The following is a 12,482-nucleotide window of genomic DNA, read 5'->3' as shown; positions in this document are numbered from 1 at the left end:
CGTACCTTGTGTACGGGGCGTTTTTTGTTGTCTGTCGTCATTACGGTCTGTACCTGGTGCCCTGCTGATTATGTGCCAGGGGATGGTGGCAGGTGCGTTAACCGACCGGAGCAGCGGGATCGAGCCTGTGGGCGTTAATTACGAACCTTGCCAAAGAAACCGTCGACCGATGCCCGTAGCGACTGAGCGCTGGCGGTTAGTTGATGTGCGGCGGCTGCGAGTTCGCTTGCGGTAAGCTGGCTTTCGGAAACCGCAGTTTTGATTGTGCCGGCCTTTTGTGCGGCCTGATAAGTGCCATCAGATGCGTTTTGCACATTTTGGGCAATGTCGCGGGTGGCATCGGCCTGCTGGCTCATGGCGGTGGCGATAGAGGACGAAATATCGTCCATGTTGGAAATGATCCGCGAAATTTCCTCGATCGCGGTAACGGATTCCCGCGTGGCCGTTTGAATATCGCCAATCTGTTTGCTGATTTCCTCGGTTGCGCGGGCGGTTTGGGTGGCCAGGTTTTTCACCTCGGATGCAACAACGGCAAATCCCTTGCCCGCATCGCCCGCCCGGGCGGCCTCGATGGTGGCGTTTAGCGCCAATAGGTTGGTTTGATTGGCGATATCGGAAATTAGGCCCAGAACCTCGCCAATATGTGCAGCCGAATTGGCCAGCCCGGCAACCAGCTGGTTGGTGTGATCTGCCTGTGACACAGCCTGTCGGGCAATTTCGGATGATGTATTGGCCTGCTGGGTAATGTCGCGAATGGAATGGGTCAGTTCCTCGGCGGCGGCGGCAACGGTTTCAACGCTGCCATTGGCATTTGACGATGCATGATTGACCTCTTCGGCCATTGCCATGTTTGCCTTGCCATTTTGGGTCAGCGCGCCGGATGTCTGGTCTATTTTGCTGGCGGCGGCTGAAACACTGGAAACCACGGTGGCAATTTCGCGATCGAACTGGCTGATGGCATCGTTACGTTTTTCATTGGCGCGATTAAGCTGTTCCTGGTTTTTGGTTTTTTCCTGCGACAGTTGTTCTGTGTGTTCCATGTTGCGTTGAAAAACCTGAACAGACCGGGCCATGTCGCCAATTTCGTCAATGTCATCGGTGTAGGGGATGGGGGTGTTTGCGTTCCCCGCCGCCAGGGTTTTCATGTCGCTTGATAATTGATCAATCCGCCGGGAAATGTTTTTGCGCGCATGGATCGAAAACAGGGCAGCAACCACAAAGCCGGCTATGGTAATCACAATCATCGTCAGGACAGATATTTGAACACGGTCGTGCAAATTCTCGACCCCGGCATCCATGTCATCATGGATCAATTCTTCGGCTTCGTCGGCCAGTTCAATGAAATGGTCAAACGAAGTATCGAATTTTTCATCGGCACTGCTGCCAGCGGTAAGATTGGTGCTGTTACCCTGTTGCTGTTTGGCATCGTATCGTTGATGGGCACTGGCGGTAAATTCGGCAACAGATGATTTTACTTCGATCATCTTGTTTTGCACACCGGCGTTTTGGCTGGCGACAAAGGTGCCTTCGTCATTTTGTCCGCCCGAAATGATGGCATCGACATACCATGCACATTCCGCCAGCAGGTCCCATACTTCCTGGATATCCTCGCTGCCGTCGCCTGACATTATTTCTTCGAAAACAAGGTGGGCACGGGTTGCCGTCAGCTTGATTTCCATTGCCGCATCACCAAGCGGTGCCAGTTCGACCGCCACCTTGTCGGCTTCCTTGCCCATGCCAAGGGTGAAAATTACCCCGGCGCTGCCGGTAACTGCGGTGATGACCGCCATAATAATAAAGGCAAACAACAGGCGCTGGCTGATATTTTTGTTGAATGGCATTGTGACGGTCCCCGAATGCGAATGTGTTTCTATACATTGGGGGGCCGGCCCGCTGTTCAATGACCGAAATTTTCAATTGCACCATTTAAGGGCATAAACAGGCTTTGAAATATATTTTTATCGCAAAATATTTGCCGCAAATGTGCTTTTGATCCCGATATTTCAGATCTGTGGATGCTTAAAAACAGGTTCGGGCGGGTGGTAAGGGGCACCCGCCCGAACCTGTAATCGATATATCATGTATATTTCCCGGGGTGTTTCCGGCTACAGGAAAAAAATCATCAGAAGCAGTAACGTTGCTGCTGCCGCCAGCACGTTGGTAAAAAGAAACCAGACAAAGTTGTGCCAGGTCTTTTCGTGTTCCTGAACCAGATTAGGGTCGTATCCGCTACCTTGCATGTCATCCTCCGTAAAGAATGGTGTCGCAGTTGGTTACTTTGGATGTAACCGGTTTTTGATGGTTTTATTAAGCAACACCAGCGGGGTGAATTTGTGCCGGGAATGTAACTATTTAATGGCGAGAAAATCTTTGGATTTAATGCAAATATTGAAGTTTTCCGGCATGAGAAATGATGTTTCCCGGGCCTTGTTGCCTGACGAAAGCTGGTGATTTCGGACATAAAAAAACCGCCCGATAATATGGGCGGTTTGAATTAGTTTCAGGCGTGCGTGAAGCACAGCACAAAAAGCCAATATGATTAATTGACTGAAATTACAGTAAAAAAAGTGCCATCAAAACCACAAGAGCAATGACGCTGCCGGTCGAATATTTTACAAAGCGGGTATAACCGGCATAGATGTCTTTGTGGGTGTTGGTCAGTTCGTAATCGTTTCCCTGCACAGGGGCCTCCATTTTATAAAAGGGCACGGCCAGAACAATGTGGCACCAAACTGCCATAATGTAATTCATGCATCATGGCGAAACCGAAAAACCCCCAACTAAAATTCGGTGGCAGATTGTTCTGGAGTCTTTCTTGTTATAAACGGCTGCTGCATCGCGTGCAAGACGGGTTTTTATCGCCCAATTCAACCATTTGCGTAAAACGCGATGGTTGAATTGGGTTCGGTAGCAGACATAAATCAAAGCTGGCACCACCATTGACGCCAGCGGTGCTTTCATCCCTGTCGGGTGACCGGGTTGATTTGGGCAAAATCCGGGCTGTGCGAATCGCGAACGGTAACCCGGCCATCATCGCCAACAACCACCCGGTTTTCCGCAACCCAGCGGATCACTTGCGGGTAAATCCGGTGTTCCTGGCGCAAAATGCGCTGGCCAAGGCTGTGGGCGTCGTCATCGGCCAATACCGGGACAACGGCTTGGGCAATAATCGGCCCGGCATCCATTTCGGGCACGACAAAATGCACCGTGCAGCCGGAATATTTAACCCCGGCGGCAATGGTTTGTTCGTGGGCATGAAGGCCCTTAAACGATGGCAGCAGGGACGGATGAATATTGATCAGCCGTCCTTCCCAGCGTTTAACGAAACTTTCGCTGACCAGGCGCAAATACCCGGCCAGCACCACAAGGTCCGCCCCGCTTTGCGCAATCAGTTCGCTTACCGCATGGTCATAGGCCTCGCGTCCGCCGGGATAACCCTTATGGGCCAGGCTTTTGGCCTCGATCCCGGCGTTACGGGCACGGTCCAACCCTTTGGCATCGGGCTGGTTGGAAAAAACCAGCACAATTTCCGCCGGATAATCGGCGCTATTGCAGGCATCAATGATAGCCTGCAAATTGCTGCCGCTGCCCGAAACCAGAACCGCCAGTTTCAGCCGGTTTACTTTTCCCATGCCCGGCCCATGTTTTTAATGATCACCTGGGGGCCATCGCCTGCGCGCGGGCCGATGGTGCCAATCTGGCTGATGGTTTCGCCATGTTCGCGAAAAAGGGCCTCGGCTTCGTCGGCTTTGTCTGCCGGAACGACAACGCACATGCCGATGCCGCAGTTAAAGGTGCGGGCCATTTCAACTGACGGAATGCCGCCTTCTTTGGCCAGCCACTTGAAAATCGGCAGGAAATCCCAGCAATCGGCATCGAAAACGGCGGTCGCATTTTCGGGCAGAACACGCGGGACATTTTCGGTCAGGCCGCCGCCGGTAATATGGGCAAAGGCCTTTACATAACCGGCCTTATGGGCGGCAAGGCAGCTTTTGACGTAAATTCTGGTCGGTTCAAGCAAGGCTTCGCCAACCTTTGTGCCCGGTGCAAACGGGGCGTCATCGTCATAGGCAAGGCCTGCTTTTTCAACAACCTTGCGGACCAGCGAATAACCGTTGGAATGCACACCACTGGATGCCAGGCCCAAAATAACATCGCCTTCGGCAACGTTGCTGCCATCAAGCAGGTCGCCGCGTTCAGCCGCACCCACGGCAAAACCGGCCAGATCATATTCGCCATCGGCATACATGCCCGGCATTTCGGCGGTTTCGCCACCGATCAATGCACAACCGGCCTGCTTGCAACCTTCGGCGATACCGGCAACCACATCGGTTGCTTTATCGACCGCCAGTTTGCCGGTGGCGAAATAATCCAGGAACAACAGTGGCTCGGCACCCTGAACAACAAGGTCGTTCACGCTCATGGCAACCAGGTCAATACCAACGGTATCGTGCTTGTCGGCGAGAAAGGCGACTTTCAGCTTGGTGCCGACGCCATCGGTGCACGAAACCAGCACCGGGTCGTTGTAACCTGCGGCTTTAAGGTCGAAAAGTGCGCCGAATCCACCCAGTCCGCCGGAAACACCGGAACGGCTGGTGGCCTTGGCCAATGGTTTAATTGCATCGACAAGGGCGTTACCGGCATCAATATCAACGCCGGAGTCCTTATAGGTGAGGCCGTTGCGGGCGGTCATGGGCGATCCTCGCACTCACTGAATTTAAAAGGGAAAGCGGATAAGCCCGCGTTTATCATCGTCACCCCGGCAGTGATAACATGGTAGCGATGATAAACGCGGACTTGATAAATTCCGCTGGCCCGAAAATACTCAAACCCGTGATGAATGCAATGATCTGCTGTGCATGGGAGACTTTTCTTTCCGTCATGCGTTACCTATGCAACAAGGTCTTTGTAAAGCCGCGCTGGTAAAAGGCACAGGCAAACCATTTTCAGGGGCCTGAACCATGACAAAACGGGCAAAGAGGCAAACGTGCTGGATCGATTAAAACCAATTCATCTGCTGGCCGGAATGATCGCCGGAATTCTGGTTCTGGTTACAGCGGCGGCAACGCCTGCTGTTGCGCAGGATTTGTATACTGTTAGCGGCGTTCATGTGGATGAACGCGCCGATAGTGCAACCAAAGCCCGTGATGTGGCGTTGGCAAGCGGGCAGCGTGCAGCATTTTCGCGCCTGATCAACCGGTTAACGGTTTCAGACGGTGGGGCAGGTGTTGCTACACCCGATCAACGTACGATTACCAATATGGTGCGTGATTTTGGCGTCTCAAACGAAAAAACCTCGTCGGTGCGCTATATCGCCGACATGACGGTGCGCTTTAAGGCCGACCAGGTGCGGGCATTCTTGCGTAATCGCAATGTGCCCTTTGCCGAAACGACGGCCCGCAAGGTTCTGATTTTGCCGGTATATTCTGATCAGGGATACACGAACCTGTGGGATGACCCCAACCCGTGGCGCGATGCCTGGAACCAGGTAAGCAACAATAGCGGACTGGTGCCTGTAACACTTGCTGTGGGGGATCTGGGCGATATCGGTACGGTTTCGGTGGAACAGGCCCAAGGGGGTGACCAGGCGGCAATTGACAAAATCGGCCAGCGTTACGGGGCCAATGTTGCCGTTGCGGATGCGACCATGAGCGGCAGTGGCAATGGCCAGGCAGTGGACGTGTCGGTGACGCGGTATGATGCTGGCGGGGCGCCGCAGGTTTTTGGTGTGCATGAAAGTCAGGCTGAGGGCGAGTCGGTTTCGGCGATGCTGCAACGGGCCGCCGCCGACGTGCGTGCCCGGCTGGAAAGCAGCTGGAAGCAGGCCAGTATGATTGATTACAGCGCCAGCGGCGAATTAATGCTGTTTGTACCAATTACCAGCATGGATGACTGGGCCGGTATTGAAAGCCGCCTTGAGAACCTGCCGGTGATTAAACTGATGCGGGTCGTGGCGATGTCGCGGCGCGAAGTGCAGGTTGATGTTGAATTTGCCGGGACTCCGGACCAGTTCCGTGTTGCGTTGGCACAACAAAACCTTGATTTGCAGCAAATTGACCAATTGTGGTTTGTTGAGCCATCGGGCAGTGACCGGCTGGCTAAATTAATGGGCAATCCCTAAGCCGGGGCAATTTGGCTTTGTTGTTGATGCGGCAATGATATAAGGCAGCATCAACCAGTCCGGTTGTGCCGGTTGGACCGGGAAAATTTAACGGGCGCACGGCCATGGGACGTGTGCCCGTCTGTTTGCGATGCAACATTGTGTTATGATGGTGCTGCAAATATCTATCGCCGCCGCCAAATGGGGGCACAGGGGTGGCTGTTGCCATTGAACGTCGCAGGGAAGACAGGAAACTGACATGACGATCCGCGATCAGATGCGTTTCTGGCTTTTTGCCCTTGGGGCGTTCTTTTTTCTGGTGTGGTTATTTTCCGGTATTTTATTGCCGTTTGTCGCGGGAATGGCGATTGCCTATTTTCTTGATCCGCTGGCAGATAAACTCGAGGCGCGCGGCCTTAGCCGCACGGTGGCAACGGCGATTATCACAGCGCTGTTCTTTTTATTCCTTGTTTTTGTGTTGCTGTTGATCGTGCCGCTTATCGGCAGTCAGCTTGCCGGTTTCCTGGAACGCCTGCCGGGTTATATTTCTGATTTGCGGACGCAGGCGGGGCCTTATATTCAGCATATCGCCGATAAAATTGCCCCTGAGACGCTTAATAGCGTTGGCGAATCGATCAAGGGGCAAACGGCCAATGCCATTAAATGGGCCGGTAACATTCTGGGCAACCTTTTGACAGGAAGCCTGGCGTTGTTGAATTTCCTGAGTTTGGTTTTCATCACGCCGGTGGTTTCGTTTTATCTGCTGCGCGACTGGGACAAAATTGTTGCCAAGATTGATAGCTGGTTGCCGCGCCGGCTGGCAGGCGATATTCGCCAATGCGCGCGCGATATTGATCTTACCCTTGCCGGGTTTGTACGTGGGCAATCCACGGTCTGCTTGTTGCTGGGCCTGTTTTATGGCGTCGGGCTAACCCTGGTAGGGTTGGAATTCGGGTTTCTGATTGGCCTGATGACCGGTATTTTGTCGTTTGTCCCTTATTTTGGCATGCTGGTTGGCTTTGCCGTGGGGCTGGGGGTGGCGATTGCCCAGTTTGGCCTTGGGCTGGATGTGGTGTTTGTCGTTGGTGTGTTTTTGCTGGGCCAGTTAATGGAAGGCAACTTCCTGACACCGAAACTGGTTGGCGATAAAGTTGGCCTGCATGCCGTTTGGGTGATGTTTGCCCTGTTGGCTGGTGGCGCGGTGTTCGGGTTGCTAGGGGTGATGCTGGCGGTGCCGGTTGCTGCCGCGATTGGTGTGCTGGTGCGATATGGCCTGGCGCAATATCTCGATAGTCGCCTGTATGATCATGCGCCACATCCGATTGCCGCCGGGGCGGGAACCGGCGTTGACGGGAACGGCGAAGTAAACGTTATTGCCACCCGGCAGGAAGGCACTGCATCGCCGGATACGAATGCGCACGTCAAGACGCCGCCGCCTGCATCTGCACCCGATACATCCAAAAATGACACGACCGAAGACCCCCGCGGATGATGAAATTGAAACACAAACAATGACTGCACCGACGATGGAACCCGTAATGCCGCAGCAATTGCCCCTGGCGCTGGAAATGCGCCCGGCCTTGGCACGGGCGGATTTTATGGTGACCAATTGCAACCGCGAAGCTGTTGCCTGGATTGACCGTTGGCCAGCCTGGCCGGTACCGGCCCTGTGTTTGTATGGCCCGGCCGGGTCCGGGAAAAGCCACCTGGCCGAGGTGTGGCGGGCGCTGTCCGGGGCATCAAGTGTCGCCGGGGCGGACCTGATCGGCGCTAACCCTGATAAATTGCTGGGCGAAGATACCGGGCTTGTCATTGAAGATGCCGATATGGCCCTGGATGAAACGGTGTGTTTTCATCTGTATAATATGTTGAAAGAACGCAACGGGCACTTGTTGCTGACAGCACAACAGCCGCCCTCGCGCTGGAATGTAAAACTGGCCGATTTGCGCTCCCGCCTGGGGGCGGCGCTGGTGTGTGAAATATCCCCGCCCGATGATGATTTGCTGGTGGGATTGCTGATAAAGCTGTTTGCAGATCGTCAGATTGCACCGGCCCCGCAAATTGTCGCCTATATCGTGCCGCGTATTGAGCGTTCCTTTGCGGCCCTAACCCAGCTTGTCGCGGCAATTGACCGCCGCGCCCTTGCCGAAAAGCGCGCCGTTACCCTGCCACTGGTGCGTGCCGTGATGGAAGATAACCCATAGCCGGCCAATGGTCGCCCGGGGGCAAAAGCACAACTGCATAATCCATTGTTGGAACCGTGTGGTGTCGCAGGCGTTTACCAGTCACCAAGGGATGGGGACGAAACAGCGCGTCCTTGTATTACGTGGTTGCCATGCCAAAGTGGAGAAACTCTGTGTTTTGCAATAGGTAGCTGAAACTGTTGGCGCTATACAGGGTATTCCAATAACAGGCAGGAACAGTTGTGTGATCGAAAAACGCAATGTCGTGAAAAAATCCCTTAAATCGCAAACCGATGCCCTGGTGGCGGGTGGTCATGTGTTAGGGTGGCGGGAATGGATCGGGTTGCCAGATTTTGGCGTGCCCCTGATCAAGGCAAAGGTTGATACCGGGGCGCGGACATCATCAATCCATGCGACCCATATCGAAGTTGTTGAAATTGATCATAAAAAATTCGTCAAATTTGTCTTGCCCCATTACCGCGGTGACGGGCATGGTCGGGTAAACTGCCAGGCGCCTTTATTGGCTATTCGCCACATTCGCAGTTCCAACGGCAAACAGGATGAACGCTATATTGTTGCCACCCATGTTGCGGTTGGTCACCATCGGGTGAAGGTGGAAATATCGCTGGCGAACCGGTCGTTAATGGGTTTTCCGATGTTGCTGGGGCGCACAGCGATCAAGGCCGGAAGATTTTTGGTTCAACCGGCAAAATCTTATCTGGCGGGAAAGCCGGAACACGTTTATATGGCCGAACAATCGGTCGGTGAATAACGCTCGCCTGTGTTGCGGTGTTGTTGGCGTTCCACATAGTTTTGCTTTAACGGGAGTCCATTTTATGAAAATCGCGATGCTTGCACGCAACGCCAATCTGTACTCCCACAAGCGGCTGGTGGAGGCCGCCGAGGCACGCGGCCACCAGATTGATGTGATCAACACCCTGCGGGTGACGATGAACATCACGTCGATGAAACCGGAAATTTATTATGGCGGTGAAAAGCTGAGCGGTTATGACGCGGTTATTCCGCGTATTGGTGTGTCGGTGACGTTTTTTGGTCTGGCGGTGTTGCGCCAGTTTGAAATGATGGGCGTTTATCCGCTCAATGAATCGGTCGCCATTGGCCGGTCGCGCGATAAATTGCGTTCGTTGCAAATTCTGGCGCGCCGGGGCATTGGCCTGCCGGTTACCGCCTTTGCCCACGACCCGCGCAAAACGGACGAGGTTTTGTCGATTGTCGGCGGAGCGCCTGTGGTGATCAAGTTGCTTGAAGGGACCCAGGGCATTGGAGTGGTTTTGGGTGAAACCGAAAAGTCGGCCAAATCCGTGATCGAGGCCTTTCGCGGCGCCAATGTTGACATCATGGTGCAGGAATTCATCAAGGAAGCGGGTAATTCCGATATTCGCTGTTTTGTTGTTGGCGGCAAAGTGGTTGCCAGCATGGAACGAACCGGCGCACCGGGTGATTTCCGATCCAACATCCATCGGGGGGGATCGGCCAAGTCCATACGTATTACCCCGCAGGAACGTGCAACAGCCGTTGAAGCCGCCAAGGCAATGGGGCTTAATGTGTGCGGTGTGGACATTTTGCGTTCCAACCACGGGCCGGTTGTGATGGAAGTAAATTCCTCGCCGGGGCTGGAAGGCATCGAAGGGGCAACCGGAAAAGATATTGCCGCCATGATTATTGAATTCATGGAGCGCGACTATCGGCCCGGTAAGGTAAAGACAAAAGGCAAAGGATAACAAGTTGCTGGAATACGACGAAACGGTGGCGCAGCAGCGCCGGAAAAATTCCGACTTTGAACTTGGAAACAAAAAAGTCGCACCCGGCACCCGTCAGCTTGTTGATATTCCAATTTCACTTTTATCGAACCATACCCCGGTTAATTTGACGGTAAATGTCGTGCATGGCAAACGACCGGGGCCGACCCTTTTTGTCAGTGCAGCTGTGCATGGCGACGAAATTGTCGGTGTTGAGGTTATTCGCCGGGTTTTAAAATCGCCGGTATTGCGCCATTTGCGCGGCACATTGCTGGCGGTGCCGGTGGTAAATGCATTTGGGTTTTTAAATCACACCCGTTACCTGCCTGACCGGCGCGATCTTAATCGTTGCTTTCCGGGCAGTGCCCATGGCTCGCTTGCCGGGCAGCTTGCCCATCTGTTCTTGAAAGAAGTTGTCCAACGGTCCGATTTCGGGATTGATTTGCACACCGCTGCCGCGAACCGCGTGAATTTGCCCCAGGTGCGGGTGAATGAAGGCGATGATCATATCATGTCCTATGCCGAATCGTTTGGTGCGCCGATTATCCTGACATCACCCTTGCGCGAAGGGTCCTTGCGCCAGGCGGGCAAGGATATTGGCGTGCCGATCCTGCTTTATGAAGCGGGCGAGGGGCTTCGTTTTGACGAAATGGCCATTCGGGCCGGGGTTTCGGGTGTTTTACGTGTGATGCGTGAATTGGGCATGGTGGCCGCACGGTCGGTGCGTGCGCCGCGTTTGCCATCGTTTAAATCATCGGGCAGCCAATGGTTGCGCGCCCCGGTTGGCGGGTTGTTGCGAACGTTTAAGCTGGCGGGTGATTTTGTGCGCGCAGGCGATGTTGTTGCCGCAGTGTCTGACCCGTTTGGCCAGACTGACACCGAGGTGCTGGCCCGGCAGGATGGCCTGATCATCGGGCGGACCAATTTGCCGATTGTTAATCAGGGTGATGCGCTGTTTCATGTGGCATCGATCAAGCGTCCGGCGGAATTGCAGGAACGGCTTGATGCCATTGAAACCCATCTTCAGTCTGATCCGCTGCTTGATGAAGATGAAATTATCTAGGTCCATTGACCATTTTCCGTATGATAACGGGCAAGCCACTGGCGAACTTTGCCGGGCAATGTTATAGCAGGGTTCATGGAAACGATTACAAAAACAGAAGACCTTCGCGTGCTGTGCGACAGGCTGCGGCAATTTGATTATGTTACGGTCGATACCGAATTTATGCGGGATTCGACCTATTGGCCGCAACTGTGCCTGGTTCAGGTATGCAGCCCCGAATTTACCGATACCGGTGCCGCGATTGACCCGCTGGCCGATGGCATTGATTTAACGCCCCTGTTTGATCTGATGCAGGATGAAAGCGTGATCAAGGTTTTTCACGCGGCCCGGCAGGATATTGAAATATTTGTTCATCTAAACGGCAAGGTGCCGCACCCGGTGTTTGATACCCAGGTTGCCGCCATGGTTTTGGGCTATGGGGACCAGGTTGGTTATGAAACGCTGGTGAACAAGGTTGCTCGTAAAAACATCGATAAGTCGATGCGTTTTACCGATTGGTCGCGCCGCCCGTTATCGTCAAAGCAGCTTAGCTATGCGATTTCGGATGTGACGCATTTGCGCACCATTTATGAAAACTTCCACGAACGTCTGGCGGCCAATGACCGCGCACCGTGGCTGTTTGAAGAAATGGAACGCCTGACCGACCCTGGCATTTATACCATCGACCCGGCACAGGCATGGCTGCGGCTAAAAACCCGGTCCAACAGCCCGAAATTTCTGGCAGTTGCCAGGGCATTGGGCGAATGGCGCGAAACCGAAGCCCAACGCAAAAACCTGCCGCGTAACCGGGTTTTGCGCGACGATACCTTGCTTGATATTGCAGCCCGTCAGCCGCAAAACGAAAATGATCTTGATAAAACCCGGGGTGTTGGCCGCAATTTTGGTGCCAGCAAACAGGGGCAGGCAATTATCGATGCGATAAAGGCCGCCCTTGCCGAGCCGCAGGAAAGCTGGCCCGTGCCCAAGGTTCGTACTGAATTGCCCGCCGGTATTGGCCCGACGGTGGAATTGCTCAAGGTATTGTTAAAGCTGTGCAGTGAAGAAAAAGGTGTGGCGCAGCGTTTGGTCGCATCAAGCGATGATTTACAAAACATTGCTGCGGACGATAACGCCGATGTTGCCGCCTTGCATGGTTGGCGCCGCGAACTTTTTGGCCAATACGCCCTTCGTCTGAAGCATGGGCAGATTGCCTTGAAGCTTGAAAACGGTGAAGTTGCCCTGGTTGAACTTGAAACGGCATCTGATACGCCCCCCAGGCAGGATGCCAAAACAGAAGCCGTTGCGGAAATTGGTGTCGACGCCGACGTCTGAGCCGGTTCGGTGTGCGCGCAAACATTTAAAACCCCGCCAATTCACAATTGAATGGCGGGGTTTTG

The 12,482-nt window shown here is 53.9% G+C and carries 12 protein-coding genes; 7 read left to right on the top strand and 5 right to left on the bottom strand.

Going from position 1 to position 12,482, the window contains the following annotated elements:
• Nucleotides 1–134: 134 nt before the first annotated feature.
• From THS27_RS19500 to purM, 5 genes are all read right to left on the bottom strand, one after another.
• Nucleotides 135–1,841, bottom strand: a complete 1,707-nt coding sequence (locus tag THS27_RS19500) for a methyl-accepting chemotaxis protein (RefSeq protein ID WP_085593734.1) — start codon at nucleotides 1,839–1,841, stop codon at nucleotides 135–137.
• A 264-nt stretch (nucleotides 1,842–2,105) separates the two neighbouring features.
• Nucleotides 2,106–2,240 (bottom strand): aa3-type cytochrome c oxidase subunit IV, encoded by a 135-nt coding sequence (locus THS27_RS26710; RefSeq protein ID WP_139835666.1) that lies wholly within the window; start codon nucleotides 2,238–2,240, stop codon nucleotides 2,106–2,108.
• Nucleotides 2,241–2,553: 313 nt separating this feature from the next.
• The gene (locus THS27_RS19490; RefSeq protein WP_168184950.1) at nucleotides 2,554–2,739 is read right to left on the bottom strand and encodes an aa3-type cytochrome c oxidase subunit IV; all 186 of its coding nucleotides are present in this window, start codon (nucleotides 2,737–2,739) and stop codon (nucleotides 2,554–2,556) included.
• A gap of 218 nt (nucleotides 2,740–2,957) precedes the next feature.
• On the bottom strand, nucleotides 2,958–3,632 hold the full coding sequence (purN, locus tag THS27_RS19480) for a phosphoribosylglycinamide formyltransferase (protein ID WP_085593730.1): 675 nt from the start codon (nucleotides 3,630–3,632) through the stop codon (nucleotides 2,958–2,960).
• Nucleotides 3,620–4,693: a phosphoribosylformylglycinamidine cyclo-ligase gene (gene purM, locus THS27_RS19475; protein WP_085593729.1), complete on the bottom strand. Its 1,074-nt coding sequence runs from the start codon at nucleotides 4,691–4,693 to the stop codon at nucleotides 3,620–3,622. Before purM ends, purN begins: the two co-directional genes overlap by 13 nt.
• A 294-nt stretch (nucleotides 4,694–4,987) precedes the next feature.
• On the opposite strand from purM, the gene THS27_RS19470 reads away from it, so the two are divergent.
• From THS27_RS19470 to rnd, 7 genes are all read left to right on the top strand, one after another.
• Nucleotides 4,988–6,121, top strand: a complete 1,134-nt coding sequence (locus THS27_RS19470) for a DUF2066 domain-containing protein (RefSeq protein ID WP_246833035.1) — start codon at nucleotides 4,988–4,990, stop codon at nucleotides 6,119–6,121.
• 238 nt (nucleotides 6,122–6,359) lie between these two features.
• Entirely contained in the window at nucleotides 6,360–7,592 is a 1,233-nt protein-coding gene (locus tag THS27_RS19460; RefSeq protein ID WP_085593727.1) for an AI-2E family transporter, read from the top strand.
• Nucleotides 7,593–7,611: 19 nt separating this feature from the next.
• Entirely contained in the window at nucleotides 7,612–8,304 is a 693-nt protein-coding gene (locus tag THS27_RS19455; RefSeq protein ID WP_246833034.1) for a DnaA ATPase domain-containing protein, read from the top strand.
• Between the two features lie 223 nt (nucleotides 8,305–8,527).
• A complete protein-coding gene (locus THS27_RS19450) occupies nucleotides 8,528–9,055 on the top strand; it encodes a RimK/LysX family protein (RefSeq protein ID WP_085593725.1) in 528 nt (175 codons plus the stop codon).
• 64 nt (nucleotides 9,056–9,119) lie between these two features.
• Nucleotides 9,120–10,025 carry a 30S ribosomal protein S6--L-glutamate ligase gene (gene rimK, locus THS27_RS19445; RefSeq protein ID WP_085593724.1) on the top strand — a complete coding sequence of 302 codons (906 nt, stop codon included), beginning with the start codon at nucleotides 9,120–9,122 and terminating at the stop codon, nucleotides 10,023–10,025.
• A gap of 4 nt (nucleotides 10,026–10,029) precedes the next feature.
• Complete coding sequence (locus THS27_RS19440) at nucleotides 10,030–11,106, top strand: succinylglutamate desuccinylase/aspartoacylase family protein (protein ID WP_210402950.1); 1,077 nt, start codon at nucleotides 10,030–10,032, stop codon at nucleotides 11,104–11,106.
• 75 nt (nucleotides 11,107–11,181) lie between these two features.
• Nucleotides 11,182–12,417, top strand: coding sequence for a ribonuclease D (gene rnd, locus THS27_RS19435; protein WP_085593723.1), 1,236 nt, complete (start codon nucleotides 11,182–11,184; stop codon nucleotides 12,415–12,417).
• Nucleotides 12,418–12,482 lie beyond the last annotated feature (65 nt).

Origin of the sequence: Thalassospira sp. MCCC 1A01428 (assembly GCF_002115825.1) — a bacterium.
Taxonomy (GTDB): Bacteria; Pseudomonadota; Alphaproteobacteria; order Rhodospirillales; family Thalassospiraceae; genus Thalassospira.
Note: the sequence above shows the minus strand (reverse complement) of the source record. Positions and strands in the feature narration are given on the sequence as shown.

Excerpts from the sequence above, each read along its gene's own strand:
- THS27_RS19460 (WP_085593727.1), top strand. The coding sequence starts at position 6,360 with ATGACGATCCGCGATCAGATGCGTTTCTGGCTTTTTGCCCTTGGGGCG.
- THS27_RS19500 (WP_085593734.1), bottom strand. The coding sequence starts at position 1,841 with ATGCCATTCAACAAAAATATCAGCCAGCGCCTGTTGTTTGCCTTTATT.
- purM (WP_085593729.1), bottom strand. The coding sequence starts at position 4,693 with ATGACCGCCCGCAACGGCCTCACCTATAAGGACTCCGGCGTTGATATT.
- THS27_RS19455 (WP_246833034.1), top strand. The coding sequence starts at position 7,612 with ATGACTGCACCGACGATGGAACCCGTAATGCCGCAGCAATTGCCCCTG.
- rnd (WP_085593723.1), top strand. The coding sequence starts at position 11,182 with ATGGAAACGATTACAAAAACAGAAGACCTTCGCGTGCTGTGCGACAGG.
- THS27_RS19490 (WP_168184950.1), bottom strand. The coding sequence starts at position 2,739 with ATGGCAGTTTGGTGCCACATTGTTCTGGCCGTGCCCTTTTATAAAATG.
- rimK (WP_085593724.1), top strand. The coding sequence starts at position 9,120 with ATGAAAATCGCGATGCTTGCACGCAACGCCAATCTGTACTCCCACAAG.
- purN (WP_085593730.1), bottom strand. The coding sequence starts at position 3,632 with ATGGGAAAAGTAAACCGGCTGAAACTGGCGGTTCTGGTTTCGGGCAGC.
- THS27_RS26710 (WP_139835666.1), bottom strand. The coding sequence starts at position 2,240 with ATGCAAGGTAGCGGATACGACCCTAATCTGGTTCAGGAACACGAAAAG.